This window comes from Acidihalobacter aeolianus (assembly GCF_001753165.1).
Lineage (GTDB): Bacteria > Pseudomonadota > Gammaproteobacteria > DSM-5130 > Acidihalobacteraceae > Acidihalobacter > Acidihalobacter aeolianus.
On the sequence record NZ_CP017448.1, the window covers coordinates 36,989 to 56,401 of the forward strand.

General features: G+C 68.2%; 22 protein-coding genes and 1 pseudogene. 9 read left to right on the forward strand and 14 right to left on the reverse strand.

What is annotated here, in order from left to right; all coding sequences use genetic code 11:
• Position 1: 1 nt before the first annotated feature.
• Positions 2–1,219, reverse strand: a complete 1,218-nt coding sequence (gene odhB / locus BJI67_RS00190) for a 2-oxoglutarate dehydrogenase complex dihydrolipoyllysine-residue succinyltransferase (protein ID WP_070071290.1) — start codon at positions 1,217–1,219, stop codon at positions 2–4.
• Positions 1,220–1,269: 50 nt separating this feature from the next.
• Positions 1,270–4,098, reverse strand: a complete 2,829-nt coding sequence (locus BJI67_RS00195) for a 2-oxoglutarate dehydrogenase E1 component (RefSeq protein WP_070071291.1) — start codon at positions 4,096–4,098, stop codon at positions 1,270–1,272.
• Positions 4,099–4,272: 174 nt separating this feature from the next.
• On the opposite strand from BJI67_RS00195, the gene BJI67_RS00200 reads away from it, so the two are divergent.
• Together BJI67_RS00200 and BJI67_RS18190 are read left to right on the forward strand one after the other, a co-directional pair.
• Positions 4,273–4,503 (forward strand): sulfurtransferase TusA family protein, encoded by a 231-nt coding sequence (locus BJI67_RS00200; RefSeq protein ID WP_070071292.1) that lies wholly within the window; start codon positions 4,273–4,275, stop codon positions 4,501–4,503.
• Between the two features lie 45 nt (positions 4,504–4,548).
• Complete coding sequence (locus tag BJI67_RS18190; protein ID WP_156782182.1) at positions 4,549–5,160, forward strand: TetR/AcrR family transcriptional regulator; 612 nt, start codon at positions 4,549–4,551, stop codon at positions 5,158–5,160.
• 102 nt (positions 5,161–5,262) lie between these two features.
• On the opposite strand, the pseudogene BJI67_RS18195 reads toward BJI67_RS18190, so the two are convergent.
• From BJI67_RS18195 to rpmE, 4 genes and pseudogenes are all read right to left on the reverse strand, one after another.
• Positions 5,263–6,054: pseudogene (locus BJI67_RS18195) on the reverse strand (5'-3' exonuclease); the annotation flags it as partial.
• A gap of 13 nt (positions 6,055–6,067) precedes the next feature.
• Complete coding sequence (locus BJI67_RS00210) at positions 6,068–7,300, reverse strand: malic enzyme-like NAD(P)-binding protein (protein ID WP_070071294.1); 1,233 nt, start codon at positions 7,298–7,300, stop codon at positions 6,068–6,070.
• Positions 7,301–7,390: 90 nt separating this feature from the next.
• A complete protein-coding gene (locus BJI67_RS00215; protein WP_197513187.1) occupies positions 7,391–8,149 on the reverse strand; it encodes a thermonuclease family protein in 759 nt (252 codons plus the stop codon).
• A gap of 39 nt (positions 8,150–8,188) precedes the next feature.
• Positions 8,189–8,392, reverse strand: a complete 204-nt coding sequence (gene rpmE, locus BJI67_RS00220) for a 50S ribosomal protein L31 (protein ID WP_070073848.1) — start codon at positions 8,390–8,392, stop codon at positions 8,189–8,191.
• Positions 8,393–8,805: 413 nt separating this feature from the next.
• Here rpmE and rimO point away from each other — a divergent pair, with 413 nt between their 5' ends.
• Positions 8,806–10,131: a 30S ribosomal protein S12 methylthiotransferase RimO gene (gene rimO, locus BJI67_RS00225; protein ID WP_070073849.1), complete on the forward strand. Its 1,326-nt coding sequence runs from the start codon at positions 8,806–8,808 to the stop codon at positions 10,129–10,131.
• 25 nt (positions 10,132–10,156) lie between these two features.
• Positions 10,157–10,447: a hypothetical protein gene (locus tag BJI67_RS00230; RefSeq protein WP_070071296.1), complete on the forward strand. Its 291-nt coding sequence runs from the start codon at positions 10,157–10,159 to the stop codon at positions 10,445–10,447.
• Here the strand turns inward: BJI67_RS00230 and BJI67_RS00235 are convergent.
• The 6 genes from BJI67_RS00235 to rph all read right to left on the reverse strand — a co-directional run bounded on the left by BJI67_RS00235 (position 10,444) and on the right by rph (position 14,385).
• The gene (locus BJI67_RS00235) at positions 10,444–10,779 is read right to left on the reverse strand and encodes a Rid family hydrolase (RefSeq protein WP_197513189.1); all 336 of its coding nucleotides are present in this window, start codon (positions 10,777–10,779) and stop codon (positions 10,444–10,446) included. The genes BJI67_RS00230 and BJI67_RS00235 overlap by 4 nt on opposite strands.
• Positions 10,780–11,005: 226 nt before the next feature.
• Positions 11,006–11,533 carry a DsrE family protein gene (locus tag BJI67_RS00240; RefSeq protein ID WP_070071297.1) on the reverse strand — a complete coding sequence of 176 codons (528 nt, stop codon included), beginning with the start codon at positions 11,531–11,533 and terminating at the stop codon, positions 11,006–11,008.
• A gap of 73 nt (positions 11,534–11,606) precedes the next feature.
• Complete coding sequence (locus BJI67_RS00245; protein ID WP_070071298.1) at positions 11,607–11,846, reverse strand: Rho-binding antiterminator; 240 nt, start codon at positions 11,844–11,846, stop codon at positions 11,607–11,609.
• Positions 11,847–11,886: 40 nt separating this feature from the next.
• On the reverse strand, positions 11,887–13,044 hold the full coding sequence (gene hemW, locus BJI67_RS00250) for a radical SAM family heme chaperone HemW (protein WP_070071299.1): 1,158 nt from the start codon (positions 13,042–13,044) through the stop codon (positions 11,887–11,889).
• A 5-nt stretch (positions 13,045–13,049) separates the two neighbouring features.
• On the reverse strand, positions 13,050–13,667 hold the full coding sequence (rdgB, locus tag BJI67_RS00255) for an RdgB/HAM1 family non-canonical purine NTP pyrophosphatase (RefSeq protein WP_070071300.1): 618 nt from the start codon (positions 13,665–13,667) through the stop codon (positions 13,050–13,052).
• A gap of 1 nt (position 13,668) precedes the next feature.
• Positions 13,669–14,385 carry a ribonuclease PH gene (rph, locus tag BJI67_RS00260; protein WP_070071301.1) on the reverse strand — a complete coding sequence of 239 codons (717 nt, stop codon included), beginning with the start codon at positions 14,383–14,385 and terminating at the stop codon, positions 13,669–13,671.
• Positions 14,386–14,502: 117 nt separating this feature from the next.
• On the opposite strand from rph, the gene BJI67_RS00265 reads away from it, so the two are divergent.
• The 5 genes from BJI67_RS00265 (at position 14,503) to BJI67_RS00285 (ending at position 18,714) form a co-directional block, all read left to right on the forward strand.
• Positions 14,503–15,360, forward strand: a complete 858-nt coding sequence (locus tag BJI67_RS00265) for a YicC/YloC family endoribonuclease (protein WP_070071302.1) — start codon at positions 14,503–14,505, stop codon at positions 15,358–15,360.
• A 17-nt stretch (positions 15,361–15,377) separates the two neighbouring features.
• Positions 15,378–15,707 carry a putative signal transducing protein gene (locus BJI67_RS00270; protein WP_070071303.1) on the forward strand — a complete coding sequence of 110 codons (330 nt, stop codon included), beginning with the start codon at positions 15,378–15,380 and terminating at the stop codon, positions 15,705–15,707.
• A gap of 83 nt (positions 15,708–15,790) precedes the next feature.
• Complete coding sequence (locus BJI67_RS00275; protein WP_070073850.1) at positions 15,791–16,234, forward strand: Hsp20/alpha crystallin family protein; 444 nt, start codon at positions 15,791–15,793, stop codon at positions 16,232–16,234.
• Positions 16,235–16,314: 80 nt separating this feature from the next.
• On the forward strand, positions 16,315–17,241 hold the full coding sequence (locus BJI67_RS00280; protein ID WP_070071304.1) for a DnaJ C-terminal domain-containing protein: 927 nt from the start codon (positions 16,315–16,317) through the stop codon (positions 17,239–17,241).
• A 90-nt stretch (positions 17,242–17,331) separates the two neighbouring features.
• Complete coding sequence (locus BJI67_RS00285) at positions 17,332–18,714, forward strand: Do family serine endopeptidase (protein WP_197513361.1); 1,383 nt, start codon at positions 17,332–17,334, stop codon at positions 18,712–18,714.
• 7 nt (positions 18,715–18,721) lie between these two features.
• Here the strand turns inward: BJI67_RS00285 and BJI67_RS00290 are convergent, their stop codons facing one another.
• Together BJI67_RS00290 and moaD are read right to left on the reverse strand one after the other, a co-directional pair.
• A complete protein-coding gene (locus tag BJI67_RS00290; protein ID WP_070073852.1) occupies positions 18,722–19,159 on the reverse strand; it encodes a molybdenum cofactor biosynthesis protein MoaE in 438 nt (145 codons plus the stop codon).
• A 7-nt stretch (positions 19,160–19,166) separates the two neighbouring features.
• Positions 19,167–19,394, reverse strand: a complete 228-nt coding sequence (moaD, locus tag BJI67_RS00295; protein ID WP_070071305.1) for a molybdopterin converting factor subunit 1 — start codon at positions 19,392–19,394, stop codon at positions 19,167–19,169.
• Between the last annotated feature and the right edge of the window lie 19 nt (positions 19,395–19,413).

The window sequence follows — 19,413 nt, forward strand, 5'->3', positions numbered from 1 at the left end:
CTCAGACATCCAGCAACAGGCGTGCCGGATCCTCCAGCACAGCCTTGATCGTGGCGAGGCACTGCACCGCCTCGCGGCCGTCGATGATGCGGTGGTCGTACGACAGCGCCAGATACATCATCGGGCGAACGACGATCTGCCCGTCGACCACCACCGGCCGGTCCTGGACCTTGTGCATGCCGAGAATCGCGCTCTGCGGTGGATTGAGGATCGGGGTGGACAGCAGCGAGCCGAACACGCCGCCGTTGGTGATGGTAAAGGTCCCGCCGGTGATCTCCTCCAGACCGAGGGTGTTGTCCTTGGCCCGGGCGGCGAAATCGGCGATGCCGCGTTCGATGCCGGCGGCGCCGAGACGGTCGGCATCGCGCAGGATCGGCACCACCAGCCCGCGCGGCGATGACACGGCGATGCCGACGTCGTAATAGCTGTGATAGACGATGTCGTCGCCGTCGATGGAGGCATTGACCGCCGGGAAGCGCTTGAGCGCGGCGACCGCGGCGGTGACGAAGAACGACATCAGGCCGAGACGCACGCCGTGGGCCTTCTCGAAGGCGTCGCGATAGCGCTGGCGGAGTTCGTTGACGGGCTGCATGTCCACCTCGTTGAAGGTGGTCAGCATGGCGGTTTCGCGCTGGGCGGCCAGCAGACGCTCGGCGATGCGTGCGCGCAGCCGCGTCATCGGTACCCGCCGTTCCGCGCGCTCGCCGGTGAGCGGAGCGGGGGATGCCGGCTGCTCCGCCGCGGCCTCCTCGGGCACGGTAGCGCTCTCGGCTACGGCGGCGGGCTTCTGCGCGGCAGCGAGGTAGGCGAGCACGTCTTCCTTGAGGATGCGCCCGTTGCGCCCGCTGCCCGCGATCTGTCCGGCCTGGATGTCGTTTGCCATCATCAGCTGGCGAGCGGCCGGGCCGGCGGGGGCGGCTTCGCCGGCGTTGTCGGTCGCAGCGGAGGCTGTCGGGGCCGGTGCTTGTGTGGTATCCGCACCGGAGGTCTCGATGCGCGCGATCACCTGCCCGGCAGTGACCGTGCTGCCGGCCGGGATCAGGATCTCGCCCAGGACGCCACTGCCCGGTGCGGGCAGTTCGAGCACCACCTTGTCGGTCTCCAGATCGGCCAGGTTGTCGTCGGCGGATATCGGCTCGCCCGGCTGCTTGTGCCAGGCCGCGAGGGTGGCGTCGGCGACCGATTCGGGGAGAGGGGGAATCTTGACCTCGATGCGCATCCTGCTCGACTCCTTGGAGATGTTGCGGCCGGCGCATGCCGGCACTCGTGCTAACGGTTGAAAACGGCGTCCAGCAGCGCATGCTGCTGCTGTGTGTGCAGGTCGAAGCGGCCGACCGCGGGCGCCGCCGAGGGCGGCCGGGCCACGCATTCCATCAGCGGACGACTCATGCCGATGGTCTGATTTAGGGTCCAGGAGAGCTCGGGCCAGGCACCCTGGTTGCGCGGTTCCTCCTGGCACCAGACGAAACGCGCAGCGCTGGGGTAGTGGCGCAACTGGCGCTTGATCTCGGTCTCGGGGAAGGGATAGAGCTGTTCCACGCGGATCAGGGCGATGTCGCGGCGATCCTCGTCGCGGCGGCGCTGAAGCAGATCGTAGTAGATCTTGCCACTGCAGAAGACCACCGTCTCGACGCCGCGGCCGGGGAGTTCGTCGCATTCCCCGATCACCTCCTGGAAGTGCCCTTCGGCCAGATCGTCCAGGCTGCTGATCGCGAGCTTGTGGCGCAGCAGGCTCTTCGGCGACATCACCACCAGCGGCTTGCGCAGCGGGCGCAGCACCTGCCGGCGCAGCAGATGGAACATCTGTGCCGGGGTGGTCGGCACGCAGATCTGCAGGTTGTCGTTCGCGCACAGCTGCAGAAACCGCTCCAGCCGGGCCGAGGAGTGTTCGGCGCCCTGGCCTTCGTAGCCGTGCGGCAGCAGCAGCACCAGCCCGCTCAGGCGTGACCACTTTTCCTCCCCAGAACTGATGAACTGGTCGATCACCACCTGCGCGCCGTTGGCGAAGTCGCCGAACTGCGCTTCCCAGATCACCAGCGCGTTCGGCGAGGCGGTGGCATAGCCGTATTCGAAGGCGAGCACCGCCTCCTCGGACAGCAGCGAGTCGATGACCAGGAAGTCGGCCTGCTGCGGGTGGAGGTTGCGCAACGGCACGTAAACCCCCGGCTTGAGCTGGTTGTGCAGCACGGCATGACGGTGGAAGAAGGTGCCGCGCGCGGTGTCCTGGCCGCACAGCCGTACACGTCGTCCCTCGTCGACGAGGCTCGCGTAGGCCAGCGTCTCGGCATAGCCCCAGTCGATGGCCATCGCCCCGGCGGCCATCTTGCGGCGGTCGTCCATGATCTTGGCCACGCGTGGATGCAGGGCGAAGCCTTCCGGCAGCCGCTGCAGCGCGGCGGACAGCTCGCGCAGCTGTTCGAGAGGGACGGCGGTCGACACCTCCTCGGGCACTTCGGAATCGATGTACTGGCGCCAGTTGACCGTGTAGGGATGTTCGATCGCTGCGGCCTCGATGAGGTTGGGCACTACCACGCCACCTGCCTCGAGCTGCGCCCGATAGTCGGTGACGAGCGCGCGCGCGCCAGCCTCGTCGATCAGGCCGAGCCCCGCCAGCCGCTCGGCATAGTGCGCGCGGCTCGTCGGCAGCGTCTTGATGCGCTGGTACATCATCGGCTGGGTCACTTCCGGCGCGTCGGCCTCGTTGTGGCCGTGACGGCGGTAGCAGACGAGGTCGATGACCACGTCCTTGCGGAAGCGCAGGCGATAGTCGAGGGCCAGCGCAGTGACGAACGCGATGGCCTCGGGGTCGTCGCCGTTGACGTGCAGGATGGGGGCATTGACCATCTTGGCCACGTCGGTGCAATAGTGGCTGGAGCGTGCGTCCATACAGGTACTGGTGGTGAAGCCGATCTGGTTGTTCACCACCACATGCACCGTGCCCTTGGTCGAAAAGCCGCGCGTCTTGGACATGTTCAGGGTTTCCATGACCACGCCCTGGCCGGCGAAGGCGGCGTCGCCGTGGATGATCACCGGCATCACCTTGCGCCCGACAGCATCGCCGCGGCGGTCCTGGCGGGCACGCACCGAACCCTCGACCACGGGCCCGACGATCTCCAGATGCGAGGGATTGAAGGCCAGCGCCAGGTGCACCGGTCCGCCAGAGGTCATGCGGTCGCTGGAAAAGCCCAGGTGGTATTTGACGTCGCCGGCCAGTGCGGTGCCGTGCGTACGTCCCTCGAACTCGCCGAACAGTTCGTCGGGCGACTTGCCCATGATGTTGATCAGCACGTTGAGCCGGCCGCGGTGCGCCATGCCGAGGACGATCTCCTCCACGCCGTTGGCGCCGGCGCGCTCGATCAGGATGTCGAGCAAGGGGATCAGGCCTTCGCCGCCTTCCAGAGAAAAACGCTTCTGACCGACGTAACGGCTGTGCAGGTGCTGCTCCAAGGCCTCGGCCGCAGTCAGCCGCTGCAACAGGTAGAAGCGGCGTTCCCCGTCCGGTTCGGGGCGTCCGTAGGCGCCTTCAAGGCGCTGCTGCAGCCAGCGTTTCTCGTCGGTGGTGCCGATGTGCATGTACTCGGCACCGATCGGGCCGCAATAGGTCGCCTCGAGCCGCGCGACGATCTCGCGCAGCGGCGCCTGGTTCACGCCGACCAGCGAGCCGGCATGGAAGCGGGTGTCGAGGTCGGCCTCGCCGAGATGGTAGTAGTCGAGACGCAGTTCCTCCGGGCGCGGCTGTCCGGGTAGCGCGAGCGGGTCGGTGGCGGCCGTGCGGTGGCCGAGGAAGCGGTAGGCATTGATCAGCTGCAGCACGCGCAGCTGTTTGTCTATCGTGCGTCCGGCCGCCGGTGCGGGGTGGCGCGCATCGTAGGTGAATTCGGCGCGGATCGGCGCATGCGGCACCTCCGTGCGTCCGCTCGCGAGGCCGGGCAGCGCTTCGAAGTAGCGCCGCCATTCGACGGGAACGGCCTCTGGCGTCTGCAGGAAGGTTTCGTAAAGCGCTTCGAGATAGGTCGCGTTGCTGCCGTAGAGTGCCGAGCCGGTCCACGCGTCCTGCATGGAGGCGGGTGCGGGAAATGGGTCTTGCGCGTCGTCCATCGGGCGGTCGTCCTGCCGGTCTTGCCTGAATACTACCTTAGACGCGCACGACGGGTTTGTGGGTGCGTAGAGCAAACGCTTGACGCCAAGCATCGTGCGCATATAGGTTAGTGAACGAACACTAACATAAATGTTCGGGTTCCGTCATCACGACTAGCAGAGAGGTAAGCGACCATGAATTTCGACAAGGAACTGGATGCCAGCGGACTGAACTGCCCGCTGCCGATCCTGCGCACCAAGAAGGCGATCGGCGAACTGGACTCGGGCCAGGTGATGAAGGTGCTTGCCACCGACCCGGGTGCGGTGAAGGACTTCGAGGCCTTCTGCAAGCAGACCGGCAACGCCTTGCTTGAGCAGGGCCAGGAGGCCGACCGCTTCGTGTTCTACATCCGCAAGCAGGCCTGATCCGGGCAGGCTTGTATACTGGGTCGCTCATTCAGGGGGCGATCCATGCAAAAGCGTCTACGCGGACCGGAGCGCCGCGAACTGATCCTGCGCAAGGCGGCCGGTCTGTTTGCGGACCGCGGTTTTCACGGTGTCTCCATCGACGACATCGCCGACGCGGTCGGAGTCAGTCCGGCCGCGCTGTATCGTTACTTCGCGTCCAAGGAGGCGCTGTACGAGGCGGTGCTCGACGACCTTTCGTGCACCCGCGAGGACTATATCGAAACGGTGCTGTCGCCGGCCTCGGACTTTCCGACGGTGTTGCGCGGGCTGGTGCAGGTGTTCGTGCGCGGCATGGCGCGGCAGCCGGACCTGTTGAAGATGGAGCTGCACAGCCTGCTCGAGGGTCACGCCGCGGCCGAGGCCTTCTTCGAACATCGCTGGAAGACCTTCACCGACTACATCGAGTATTCCCTGCAGGAGCTGCGCCGCGAAGGCCGCCTGGGTCGCGGGCCGGACCCGCGGCTGTGCGCGCTGATGTTCCAGGGCATGGTGCGCGAGGTGCTGATCGCCAAGTGTCTGCCGGCCGGCGAGCGCTTCGACGACCGCGGTCTGGACGAACTGGTCGACGGGCTGGTCGACCTGTTCCTGCGCGCGGTGGGCTATCCCGCCGCCTGAGCCGTCGTGGGCGGCCACTCCTCCAGCAGGCGGTACCAGCGTTCGCGTTGCGTCGCGGTGAAGTCGAGGTCCGCGAAACAGTCGTCGAGCGCGCTCGATGGGCACGCGGCAGTCGATGCCGGTCAGCCGGCGCGCCAGGCGCACGGTGTCCTGGTGTTCCTGCACCAGCCGCATCAGGCGTACGGCACCGCGCAGACGCAGGGTGCCGATGCGCGGAATGTCGTCGAGCAGGGCCTCCAGGCCACCGAACGGGCACAGCAGGCGCGCCGCGGTGGTCATGCCGACGCCGGGGATGCCGGGGATGTTGTCCGACTTGTCGCCGGCGAGGGCCAACTGGTCGGCGATCAGGCGCGGCGGCACGCCGAAGGTCCGCTCCACCCCGCGCGGGCCGAGCCGCCGGCCGCGCGCGTAGTCCCACCAGATGTCGCCGTCATGGACCAGCTGGGTGAGATCCTTGTCGCCGGTGAGCAGCGCCACGCGCCGACCGGAGACGCGTTCGCCCGCCGCCAGGGTGCCGATCAGGTCGTCCGCTTCGCAGCCCGGGCGCGACAGCGCCCCCAGGCCGAGGGCGTCGACGAGGCGGCGACATCCCTCGAACTGATGGATCAGCTCCTGCGGCGCGGGTGGGCGGTTGGCCTTGTAGGCGGGGAACAGTGCGCGCCGCGGAGAGCCCTCAAGCGTTTCGTCGAAGGCGAAGGCAATGCGCACGGGGCGCTGCACGCTGAGCAGTTCGTGGACGAAGGCGGCAAAGCCGTGGACTGCGTTCGCCGGTCTGCCGGCTGCGTCGCAGACGTCCTGCGGCCAGGTGAACCAGGCACGGAAAATGTAGATGCTGCTGTCGACGAGCAGGGTGTAGCCGGTCTCGCCGTCGTCGGCCTCGCGCTCCTCCGGCATCACCTCCCGCAGCCTAGGCGCCCGGCGCGGTGCGTGCGGCGCCGGAGTCCGCGGCGGCACGCGCGATGGCGGCCGGGACCACGTCGATCAGGCGCGGGTCAAAGGGCTTGGGGATGAAGTAGTCGCGGCCGAAACTCAGCGCATCGAGCCCATAGGCCTTGAGCACGCTGTCCGGAACGGGCTGGTGCGCGAGGTCCGCGAGCGCGTGCACCGCGGCGGTCAGCATTGCATCGTTGATGCTGCGCGCATGCACGTCGAGCGCGCCGCGGAAGATATACGGAAAGCCGAGCACGTTGTTGATCTGGTTGGGATAGTCGGTACGTCCGGTGGCCATGATGACGTCGCTGCGGGTCGCCAGCGCCAGTGACGGGTCGATCTCGGGGTCGGGATTGGCCAGCGCGAACACGATGGGATTCTCGGCCATCGAGGAGAGCATCTCGGCGGTGAGCAGGTTGGGACCGGATACGCCGACGAACACGTCGGCGCCGACGCAGGCCTCGGCCAGGGTATGGCGGTCCGTGTGGGCGGCGAAGATGCGCTGATACTCGTTGGCGTGCTGGTCGTCGGCACGGATGACGCCCTGGCGGTCGACCATCAGGATGTGCTCGCGCCGGGCGCCCAGGGTCGTGAGCAGGTGCATCGAGGCGAGGCCCGCGGCGCCGGCGCCGAGGCACACGATGCGCGCGTCCTCGATGCGCTTGCCGGCGATGCGCAGGGCGTTGATCAGACCCGCGGAGATGATCACCGCGGTGCCGTGCTGGTCGTCGTGGAACACGGGGATGTCCAGACGCTCGCGCAGCTCCCGTTCGATGCGGAAGCAGTGTGGCGCGGCGATGTCCTCCAGGTTGATGCCGCCGAAGCCGCTGGCGATGCGCGCGACGGTGTCGATGAAGATGTCGGGGTCGTGCGTGTCGACCTCGATGTCGAAGGCGTCGATGCCGGCGAAGGCCTTGAACAGCACCACCTTGCCCTCCATCACCGGCTTGCCGGCCAGTGCGCCGGTGTCGCCGAGACCGAGCACCGCGGTTCCGTTGGTGATCACCGCCACCAGGTTGCCCTTGGCGGTGTAGCGGTAGGCCAACTCGCGATCGAGCTGGATCGCGCGCACCGGCTCGGCCACGCCCGGGGTATAGGCCAGCGAAAGGTCGCGCTGGGTCGCGGTGGGCTTGGTGATCTCGATCGCGATCTTGCCGGGCTTGGGATTGGCGTGGTAATCGAGGGCGGCTTGCTTGAGGTCGGTCGGCATGAATCGGCTCTGGCGGGTGGTGACGGGGCGGCGAACGCCGCGCAGACACGGAATGATAGGGGATGCCCCGGGCGGGTGCCAGCGTGGCGGTCAGTCCGCCGCTGCGCCGGCCTTCAGGTCGAGCGCAAGGGGGTAGCGTACGGAGACGCGTGTGCCGCCATGGTCACCATGCACCCAGCCGCGCACGGTGATGACGCGGCCGCGCAGCCCGCGCAGGTCGATGCCGCGAAAATAGCCGAGATCGCGGCGGTCGATGCGCACCGCGACATGTCCCTCGAGATCGAGCCAGACGGCCCGGCGCGAGAAGCCGACGTGCGCCACGCGGCCACGGACGATGTGGAACCCGCGTGCGTTTTTGGGCAGTGCGGTGCTGGCGACGGGACGGTAGCGGGGCAACGACCAGAGGCCTTCGTCGTGCTGCCGTGCCATGTTTTCGGCACGCTGGTAACAGGCCGCCTCGGATACATTTGGCGGTACCGCCAGGGCCGTGGCCAGGCCGCGGCGCAGCAGCGCGGCGCTCAGGTTGGTGCCGTCGGGCAGATAGGCATGCGCCAGGGTGCGGCCGTAGCGGTCATGGTGCTCGCGGCCGTAGCGCAGCCGCAGGCGCCAGCCCTGGCCGGCGAGCAGGTGTTGCAGGGCCGACTTCGCCGCCTCGGCGTAGGGTTGGGCTGCTTGCTCACGGTGCGCCACTTCCGGCGCATCGAGCCCGATCAGGCGCAGATGCACGCCGGAATCGAGCAGCACCGTATCCCCGTCGAAGACCTTCTGTACGTGCCAGATCCGGCCGACACCCGGCGTTCCGCAATCGGCGAGGGCGTTGCCGGCCAGACAAACAAAAAGGGCGCCCACCAGGAGCGCCCTCTTCGTCGGCAGTACGCCAGGCATGGATTACATGCCGTAACGGCGCCGGAATTTGTCCACCTGACCGGCCGTGTCAAGAATCTTCTGCTTGCCGGTGTAGAACGGGTGGCATTGCGAGCAGACTTCGACCTGAAGCTCGGACTTGCCGTAGGTGGAACGGGTCGTGAAGCTGCTGCCGCAGCTGCAGTTGACCTTCACGTCATGGTAATCGGGGTGAATGTTCGCTTTCATCGCGGCGTCCTCGGTCAAACTCTCAATGCGCCTTAAAGGGACGCGAATTCTACAGACTTGCCGGCGCGGGGGCAATGCCTTAAAAACCTGACTCATACACTCAGTCATAGGCGTGAGATTTCGCATATATTTCGCCAACCCCCCGTTCCGTCGAGAATTATCGGGTTGTCCACAGAAGCTGTGGATAACTCTGTGGATCAAGCGGTGAAAAAGCTGCCAAATGGGCACCGCCATTACAGTTTCGTTAACTTGTAGAAGATTTGAGCATATGGTCTATCTAGCTGTTTTAAAAAAAAATATAAGGTTTTTGCGCACGTCATTGCCAGTTTGTGAGGGGGATGTAATAGAGCGTTGCTTACACGCCTCGCTGTGTGTATAAGGTGACAGCCGAACGCGAATCAGGCCTCGAGCGCATGTCCAAAGCCACCCCATCCTCCCCGACCGTGGGCTTCGTCAGTCTCGGCTGCCCGAAGGCGCTGGTCGATTCCGAGCGCATCCTCACCCAGCTGCGCGCTGAGGGCTATGCCATCTCGCCGAGCTACGACGGCGCGGACCTGGTGGTGGTGAACACCTGCGGCTTCATCGACGCCGCGGTGGAGGAATCCCTCGAAGCCATCGGCGAGGCCCTGGACGAGAACGGCCGCGTCATCGTCACCGGTTGCCTGGGCGGCGACGAGACCCGGGTGCGCGAGGCGCATCCCGAAGTGCTCGCGGTGACTGGCCCGCATGCCTACGAGGCGGTGATGAGCGAGGTGCACCGCCACCTGCCGGCCCCGCACGACCCCTACGCCAGCCTGGTGCCGCCGCAGGGCATCAAGCTGACCCCGCGGCATTACGCCTATCTCAAGATTTCCGAGGGCTGCAATCACCGCTGCAGCTTCTGCATCATCCCCAGCCTGCGCGGCGATCTGGTCAGCCGGCCCATCGGCGAGGTGCTGGCCGAGGCCGAGAATCTGGTCAACGCCGGTGTGCAGGAGCTGCTGGTGATCTCGCAGGACACCTCCGCCTACGGCGTCGACGTGCGCTACCGCACCGGCTTCTGGCGCGGACGGCCGCTCAAGTCCCATGTGCAGACCCTGGCCGAGGCGCTGGGCGAGCTGGGCGTGTGGGTGCGCCTGCACTACGTCTATCCCTACCCGCATGTCGACGCGCTGATCCCGCTGATGGCGGAGGGCCGTATCCTGCCCTACCTCGACATGCCGCTGCAGCACGGCAGCCCGCGCATCCTCAAGGCCATGCGTCGACCCGCGGCCAGCGAGCGCATGCTCGAACGCATTCACGACTGGCGCGCGCAATGTCCGGACCTGACGCTGCGCAGCACCTTCATCGTCGGCTTTCCCGGCGAGACCGACGAGGATTTCGAGTCCCTGCTCGAATTCCTCGACGAGGCGCAACTCGACCGCGTCGGTGCCTTCGCCTACTCTCCGGTATCGGGCGCGGCGGCCAACGAGCTGCCGGACGCCGTGCCGGAGGCGCTCAAGCAAGAGCGGCTGGAGCGATTCATGGCGCATCAGGCCGTGATCAGCGCGCAAAGACTGCGTGCGCGCGTCGGGCGCGAGATCGAGGTGCTGGTGGACGAGGTCGGCGCGGACGGCATCGTCGCGCGCAGCGCGGCGGACGCCCCCGAGATCGACGGCCTGGTCTATATCGAGGGCGCGGCGGACGCCCGGCCCGGCGAGCGCATCCGGGTGACGGTCACCGATACGGACGAACACGACCTGTGGGCGCGCGCGGATTGAGCGTCCCATCGAGCGAGGGAGCCCTATGAAAACCGGAAAAACCGCTTTCGATCCGTCCCGTCGGCGTCTGCTGCGCGGCACGGCGACCGTGTTCGTCGCCGGTATCGGCGCCGGGTTGCTGCCGGACACGGCGCAGGCCGCCAAGGTGTCCAAGGCCGCGATGCTGTATCAGACGCACCCCCACGGCAGCGCGTCCTGCGCCAACTGCGTGCATTTCGAACCCGGCCCCTCGCCTTCCGCGATGGGCGCCTGCACCGTCGTCCCGGGCAGCATCAGCCCGCGCGGCTACTGCATCGCCTACTCGCCGCGGGCCTAGCCGGCGGCGCTCCTGCGCGCGGCGATCTCGATCTCGATCAGCATCTCGGGATCGACGAAGGGCAGCACGTGCAGCAGCGTGAGGGCGGGACGGATGTCGCCGAACACCTCGCCGTGCGCCCTCCCCGCCTCGCGCCATTGCGCAATGTCGGTAACGTAGAGCCGGCTCTGCACCACGTCCGCCAGCGCGAAACCCGCCTCCGTCAGCACCGCTTCGAGCTTCTGCAGGATGTAGCGCGTCTGCACATACAGGTCGCTGCCGACGATGCGCCCGTCCGGGCCGCCCGCCGCGGTCGCGGAAACATACAGCGTGTCGTCCGACCTGTACGGCACGCGAATAGCCGAGCGTCTGTTCGTAGCTTGAGCCTGACGAGTACAACTGGCGCATGACCATCCCTCTGGGGTGCGATTGAGTAGCCGTAGTGTACTCATTAACTGCCCGGTGGACCGCGTGTCTCCGGTGGCGGGAGGCTTACGCGATGCGGTGATAGCCTAATCGGTGCGGGCGCTGCTGGAATAGCCGCGCCGTCGGCGGTATGCGGCGGCGCGGCAAGCGACTTCAGTACACTGGCACCAGCGAGTAACCCTTGGCCTCGTAGCCGATCGCGGAGATGAAGCCGTTGCCCACCGGCTTGACCGCGGGGATCAGATCCCTGGGCGACACGTCCATGCCCTTCATTGCCACGCCGCAGGCCTGAAATTCGACGCCCGTGTGCGCCAGCCCCTCGATTTCGCGCTGGATCGTGGCTACGGGGCGTTCGTCCATGTAGCCGATGCCGCGGCGGTCCTTAGTCAGGAAGGCGACGTCAGGGCCGACGAAGACCACTAGCAGATGCGGCTTCACACCCTGTGCCTCAAGCTGCTTGCGGGTAATCCCGATGACCTTGACGACGTGCATGACCTTGTCGGGGTTGTTGACGTCGATCAGGAACAGGGCCTTGGCCTCGTGCATGCCGGCAAGTGCGGCATGGTCGTTGAGTTTCGGGCCCTTGTCCTTGTGCTCAGCGGCCTGGGCCGCGCCGAGCCAGGCACAGGCGAGCAGGCTCAGGACGAGGGCGACGATACGATGCGGCTGGTTCAGCTTCATGGCGATCAACTCCTTGGGGTGGTGGTGGCCTCGCGGCCGGGTTCGCGCCACTGCGGGCGCTCGATGCTTCTCGTCAAAGCGGCTGGGCGTCGGCGATGCGGTCCAGGCGCAGCACGCGCGGGGTGCCGGCGTCGTTGCGTGCGATCAGGTATTCGGCATGGCTGCGCGTGCGCAGGTTCACCGGGGTGAGGGTTTCGATGCGGTGCAGGCCGCCGCGGCCGCGCAGGCTTAGGCGCAGGGGTTGGCGGCGCAGGATCGCGAGTTCGAGTTCGCTGTAGCGCGCGCAGGCGATCGGTGTGTAGTCGCTGTCCATGGCATACCTCTCCGCGGTGTGTACCGGCGATTCAGGGCGTTCAGGGCAGGAACAGGGCCGTCAGGTCGTTGAGGAAGTTCCAGCCCAGCACGCTGGGGCGAACCCGCTCGCCCTCCCGTTCGACGAGTGTACGCCCGAGCGCCTCGTTCAGGGTGTCCTCGATGCAGGCGCGCGGCAGGCCGGTGCGTGCCTCGAACAGGGTGAGGTCGAAGCCCTCGCGCAGGCGCAGGGCGTTGAGCATGAACTCGAAGGGCAGCTCGGCGGCCGCCACCGTCTCGCGGCCGCCGGCGGCATCGCCCGCGCGTGCCGCGGCCATGTACTGCGCCGGCTGGCGCAGCTTCCAGTGGCGTTCGACCGATCCGCTCGCCGGGTCGGTGAGCTTGCCGTGGGCGCCGGCGCCGATGCCGAGGTAGTCGCCGAAGCGCCAGTAGTTGAGATTGTGCCGGCAACGCCTGCCGGGGTGCGCGTAGGCCGAGACCTCGTACTGCGCGAAGCCGGCCTCGGCGAGTCGCGTTTGCGTGGCCTGCTGCATCGCGGCGATCAGATCCTCGTCGGGCAGCGCGGGCGGGTCGTGGTGGAACAGCGTGTTGGGTTCCAGCGTGAGCTGGTAGTACGAGAGGTGGGTGGGCGCGAGCGCCAGCGCGGCGTCAATGTCGCGCTGGGCAGCGGCGAGGTCCTGTCCCGGCAGGCCGAACATGAGGTCGAGGTTGAAGTCCTCGAAGCCCGCCGCGTGTGCGATCTCGGCGGCGCGCCTGGCCTCGTCGGCGCCATGGATGCGGCCGAGGCGGCGCAGCGCGTCGTCGTCGAAGCTCTGCACGCCGATCGACAGCCGGTTGATGCCGAGCCCGCGGTAGTCGGCGAAACGCGCCTGCTCGAAGGTGCCGGGATTGGCCTCCAGCGTGATCTCGACGTCGGGGCGCAGCGGCAGGCGCGCGCGCAGGCCGTCGAGCAGGTCGCCGAGCGCGGCGGCGGAGAACAGGCTGGGCGTGCCGCCGCCGATGAACACGCTCTCGATGCGCCGGCCCCAGACGCGCGGCAGCTCGGCCTCGAGATCGGCGAGCAGCGCGGCGACGTACTCCGTTTCTGGCAGATCGCCCTTGGCCGCATGCGAGTTGAAGTCGCAGTACGGGCACTTGCGCACGCACCAGGGCAGGTGCACGTAGAGCGACAGGGGGATGGGTTCGGCGAACCCGCTCACGTCGGTCAGCCGCCGGTGAGCGCGGCGAGCAGGGCGCGCACCGCCTGGCCGCGGTGGCTCAGGCGGTTCTTCTCGGCCGGGTCCAGCTCGGCGGCGGTGCAATCCAGCCCGGCCACGGCGAACAGCGGGTCATAGCCGAAACCGCCGGCGCCCGCAGGGGCGGCGAGGATGCGGCCCTCCCAGGCGGCCAGGGCGATTACCGGCGAGGCGTCGCCGGCATGGCGCAGGAACACCATCGCGCAGCGGAAGCGTGCGGTGCGCGCCGCCTCCGGCACGCCGGCGAGTGCGCCGAGCAGCTTGGCGTTGTTGGCGGCATCGTCGGCCTCGGGGCCGGCGTAGCGTGCCGAATAGATCCCCGGTGCGCCGTCCAGGGCATCGACCTCGAGGCCGGAGTCATCGGCGACAGCGGGCAGGCCGGTGTGCAGGGCGGCGTTGCGCGCCTTGAGGATCGCGTTCTCGACGAAGCTCAGCCCCGTCTCCTCGGCCTCGGGCACGCCGAAGTCGGCCTGCGCCACCACCTGCACCCCGCTGCCGGCGAGCAGGGCGCCCAGCTCGCGCACCTTGCCGGGATTGCCGGAGGCCAGCACGAGGCGCTCTACGCCGTGCAGCGGCGAGGCGCTCATTTCAGTCTTCCAGCGCCTTGCGCTGCATGGCGATGATCTGTTCGATGCCGCCGGCGGCCAGGTCGAGCATCGCGTCGAGCTCGTCGCGACGGAAGGCGTGGCCCTCGGCGGTGCCCTGCACCTCGATGAAGTGGCCGGCGTCGTTCATCACCACGTTCATGTCGGTCTCCGCGCTGGAATCCTCGGCGTAGTCGAGGTCGAGCACCGGCTGGCCGTTGTGAATGCCGACCGACACGGACGCGACCATGCCGTGCAGCGGATCGCGCTTGAGCTGGCCGCGCTTGCGCAGGCCGGCGATGGCGTCGCACAGGGCGATGAAGCCGCCGCTGATCGAGGCCGTGCGCGTGCCGCCGTCGGCCTGGATCACGTCGCAGTCGAGGGTGATCTGGCGTTCGCCCAGGGCCTCGAGGTCGACCGCGGCGCGCAGCGAGCGGCCGATCAGACGCTGGATTTCCAGGGTGCGTCCGCCCTGCTTGCCGCGGCTAGCCTCGCGCGGCATGCGCGAGCCGGTCGAACGCGGCAGCATACCGTATTCGGCGGTGACCCAGCCCTGCTTGGTGCCCTTGAGCCAGGGCGGCTGGCGGTCGTCCACCGTGGCCGTGCACAACACCCGCGTATTGCCGAAGCAGACCAGGACCGACCCCTCCGCATGCATGGTGTAGTGGCGGGTGAAGCTGATCGGTCTGAGTTCGTGCGGGGCACGGCCGCTGGGTCGCATGCGTGATTCCTCGGGTGGACGGGGTGGGCATTATAGGGGCTGACCGCGCAGCGGGCCATGCGCACAGGTAGAATGCCTGCGGGATCGTCTGGAGGGAGGTGAATCGTGGTACAGAGCATGACGGCGTTCGCCCGCCGCGAAGCCCAGGGCGAATGGGGCACGCTGACCTGCGAGCTACGCAGCGTGAACCATCGCTATCTCGACCTGAGTCTGCGTCTGCCTGAGGATCTGCGCGCCATGGAGGGTGCCCTGCGCGAGCGCCTGCAGGCTAGGCTCGGCCGCGGCAAGATCGACTGCGGCCTGCGCTACGCCCCGCCGGCGAGCGGTGCGGCTTCGCTGACGGTCGACCACAGCCTGGTGCAGGGATTGCTGGAGGCCTGCGAGCAGATCGAGGGCTTGATGGGCGCCTCGGCGCAGTTCAATGCGCTGGAAGTCCTGCGTTGGCCGGGCGTGGTGCGCGAACCGGCGCGCGATCTTGCGCCGCTGCACGCCGCGGCCCTGCGCCTGGCGGAGGAGACGATCGGCGAATTCGTCCGCAACCGCCAGGGCGAAGGCGAGCGCCTCGCCGCGCTGCTGCGCCAGCGGGCGGAGGCGGTCGGGGTACTGGTGGTGCGGGTGCGCGGACGACGCCAGGACCTGATCGCTGCCCTGCGCGACAAGTTCCGCGCACGCCTCGCCGAACTCGGCGTGGAGGCGCCCGATCCGGGTCGCCTGGAGCAGGAACTGGCGCTGGTGGCGCAGCGCCTCGACGTGGACGAGGAACTCGACCGTCTCGACAGCCATCTGACCGAACTCGAATCCGTGCTCGGGCGCCAGGAACCGATCGGCCGGAGGCTCGACTTCCTGATGCAGGAATTCAACCGCGAGGCGAACACGCTGGGTTCGAAGTCGGCCGACATCGAGACCACGCAGGCAGCGGTCGAGCTCAAGGTGCTGATCGAGCAGATGCGCGAGCAGGACCAGAACATCGAGTAGCCCGCCGGGAGCCGCGATTGAAGAAGGTCTATGCCTCGCCGGACCTGCTGAGCGCCGGGCACGTGCGCAACCTGCTCGAGCAGAACGGCATCGCCAGTCAGCTGCGCAACTACTACCTCGGCGGCGGGATCGGCGACCTGCCGGTGAACGAGTGCTGGCCCGAGATCTGGGTCGACGACAGCGATGTTGCGCGCGCCGAACAGGTGGTGCGCGAGCTGCAGGAGGCCCTCGCCGAACCGCCGGGACCGCCGTGGATCTGCCCGGCCTGCGGCGAACGCAACGAGGGCCAGTTCGGCGAATGCTGGCACTGCGGCGCGACCCGCCCCGCGTCCGTCGGGACCCCTTGATAATTGGGGTATCCGCCTGCATCTGTATGTCAACCGGATCGCAAACGGATCCGCAGGAACCACAGATTGCAGGAGACAAGATCATGTCGATGGTACGTTATCAGCCGTATGGCTTGCTCAATCAGCTTTACCGCGAAATGGACCGCGCCTTCGGCCTGCCCGGAGAGCACGAGGCCAACGGCAGCGAATCCGCCACCAGCGATTGGCTGCCCTCGGTCGACATCAAGGAAGAGGAAAACGCCTTCGTGATCCATGCCGACGTGCCGGGCGTCGAGCCCAAGGACGTCGATATCCACATGGAGGACGGCGTGCTCACCATCAAGGGCGAGCGCAGCACGGTGAACGAGGAATCGCGCGAGCAGTATCGCCGCGTCGAGCGTGTGCGCGGCCAGTTCTACCGCCGCTTCACGCTGCCCGACACGGCCGACGCGGACCAGATCACCGCGCGCATGGACAAGGGCGTGCTCGAGGTGCGCATTCCCAAGCAGGCCCGCGTGCTGCCGCGCAAGATCCAGATCGAAGGCTGAGTGTTCGACACGGCGGCCTGCGCATGCCCCCCGGCGTGCGCAGGCCGTGCCGTCACCTGAGGTAAGTTCAGAAGACCGGTATGGAATACAAGGACTACTACAAGATTCTCGGGGTCGCCAAGGATGCCGATCAGGCCGAGATCAAGAAGGCCTACCGCCGTCTCGCGCGCAAGTACCACCCCGACGTCAGCAAGGAATCGGGCGCCGAAGCCCGCTTCAAGGAGGTCAACGAGGCCAATGAGGTCCTGAGCGATCCGGAGAAGCGGCGTGCCTACGACCAGCTCGGCCCCAACTGGAAGGCCGGCCAGGACTTCCGGCCGCCGCCGGGCTGGGAGCACATGGGCGGCTTCGGCCAGGGCGGATTTTCCGGCGGCGCCGGCTTCGGCGGCGGCGGTGCGGCGGGCTTCAGCGACTTCTTCGAGACCCTGTTCGGCGCCGGCATGCGCCAGGGTGCGGGCGGCCATGGACGCGGCGGATTCCGCGCGCGCGGCCAGGACCAGGAAGCGCGCATCGACATCGACCTGGAGGACGCCTACCACGGCGGCCGCCACACCGTGCGCCTCGGCGGCAAGACGCTCAACGTCAACATCCCCGCCGGCGTGACCGAGGGCCAGCGCATCCGCCTGGGCGGCCAGGGTCAGCCGGGCATGGGCGGCGGTCCCGCCGGGGACCTGTTCCTGGTGCTGCACATCCGCCCGCACGCGCTTTACCGGCTGGACGGGCGAGACGTGAATCTGGTGCTGCCGCTGGCGCCCTGGGAGGCCGCGCTCGGCGCCCAGATCACCGTGCCGACGCTGGCCGGCAAGGTGGACCTGCGCATCCCTGCGGGCTCCGGCTCGGGTCGCCGGATGCGCCTCAAGGGGCGCGGACTGCCCGGCAATCCCCCGGGCGACCAGTACGTCGAGCTGCGCATCGAGACCCCGCCGGCGGAGACGGACGCGCATCGTGACTTCTACGAACGCATGCGCCAGGAACTGCCTTTCGACCCGCGCGCCCACCTCGCCTGACCCGCCCTCGCGGGCGGGATGGTTTCGGGCGCGCGCGTCATGCCCTACGATAGGCTTTCCCACGCCGCCTTCCCGCCCGGAGACCGACCCATGAAGCGCATGCCACGCATGTTGTCCTCGCTGCTGTGCGCCGCCCTGGCCGGCGCCGTCTGCCTGCCGGCGCCCGCACGCGCCGAGCTGCCGCCAGTGGTCGACGGCCAACGCATGCCCTCGCTGGCGCCCATGCTGAGCCGGATCATGCCGGCGGTGGTGAACATCTCCGTGGCCGGTGAGGTCGCGGTGCACAACCCGCTGCTCGACAATCCCGCGATTCGCCGCTATTTCGGCCTGCCAAACGTCCAGCAGGAGCAAAAGGTCGTGGAGCTGAGCTCCGGGGTCATCGTCAACGCCGCGAAGGGCTACATACTGACCAACAGCCACGACGTTGCGAACGCGGAGAAGATCACGGTTACCCTGCGCGACGGTCGGCAGTACACGGCGCATCTGGTCGGCCGCGACAAGCCCACCGACATCGCCGTGCTGCAGATCCAGGCCCACCACCTGAGGCAGATGCCGCTGGGCGATTCGTCCCGACTGCGCGTCGGCGACTACGTGGTCGCCATCGGCAACCCCTTCGGCCTCGGCCAGACTGTGACCTCCGGCATCGTGTCGGCGCTGGGACGCAGCGGCCTTGGCCTGGAATCCTACGAGGACTTCATCCAGACCGACGCCCCCATCAACCCGGGCAACTCAGGCGGTGCGCTGGTCAATCTCCGCGGCCAGCTGGTCGGCATCGACACCGCGATCCTGGGACCCAACGGCGGCAGCGTCGGCATCGGCTTCGCGATCCCGGTGGACATGGCCGTCGGCGTGATGGACCAGCTGATCAAGTACGGCCGCGTGGAACGTGGACGCATCGGCATCGCGGCGCAGGATCTCACCCCGGCGCTGGCCAGCGCCTTCGGCTTGAAGCGCGTGCGCGGGGCCGTCATCGCCCAGGTCGAGCCCGGCCTGCCTGCGGCCAGGGCCGGGATCCGGCCCGGCGACATCGTGGTCGGGATCGACGGCCGCGCGGTCCGCGATGCGATGCAGATGCGCAACATCCTCGGCCTGGAGCGGGTGGGCACGACGATCCGGCTGAGCGTGCTGCGGCACGACCGGCCGATGGCGTTCTCGCTGGTCGTCGCCCGGCCCGCGGAAAGCGTGCGCATCGGCGGGAGGATCAGCCCGCTGCTCGCCGGCGCGACCCTGGGCGACGTGCCCGCGGTACTGGCGCACAAGGCGAGGCTGCACGGCGTGATCGTGCTGGCCGTCAGGCCGGATTCGCCGGCGGCGCGCAGCGGGCTGCAGAAGGGCGACGTGATCGAGTCGGTCAATCTGGCGCCGATCCGCGGCCTAAGCGCCTTTGCGCGCGAGGTGCACCGGCACGCCGGCCTGCTGCTGTTCAACGTGCGCCGCGGGCACGGCGCGCTGTTCCTGACGCTGGGCAGCTGAGGCGCGTTCAGCCGGGGGTGTTCTGCTCCACCCAGCGCGAGCTGCCGTCGGCCAGGGTCTCGCGCTTCCAGAACGGCGCGCGGTGCTTGAGCGCCTCCATCAGATGGCGGCAGGCCTCGAAGGCGGCGGCGCGGTGCGCCGACCAGGCCGCGGTCAGCACGATGGGCTCGCCGGGCAACAGCCGGCCGACGCGATGCACCACCAGGCAGTCGAGCAGCGGCCAGCGCGCTTCCGCCTCGGCCACGATGAGCCCGAGTTCGCGCTCGGTCATGCCCGGATAGTGTTCGAGAAACATCTCGCTGACGTCGTCGCCGACGTTGAAATCGCGCATGCTGCCGACGAAGACCGCCGTGGCGCCCGCACGGCCGTCGTCGAGCGCATGCTCGGCGGTGTAGGCCGCCAGCGCGGCCCAGGGCTCGAAGCCGGATTCCTCCAGGCGGACCAGCGACACGTCAGCCGCCCGTGACCGGCGGGAAGAAGGCGACCTCGTCGCCGTCGACCACCGGGTGGTCGTCGCCGACATACTCCTGATTGAGCGCAGCCAGAATGCGCGTGCCGGCCGCCGGCTCGATGCGCGCGCGCACGTCGCCGACGGTGGCGATTCCGGCGGCGTCGAGCTGCTCCTCGGCGCGTCCCACGCGGTCGCGCAGGCTGGCAAAATAGCGGACTGTGATACTCATGGTTCTGCTAGGCTGTGAC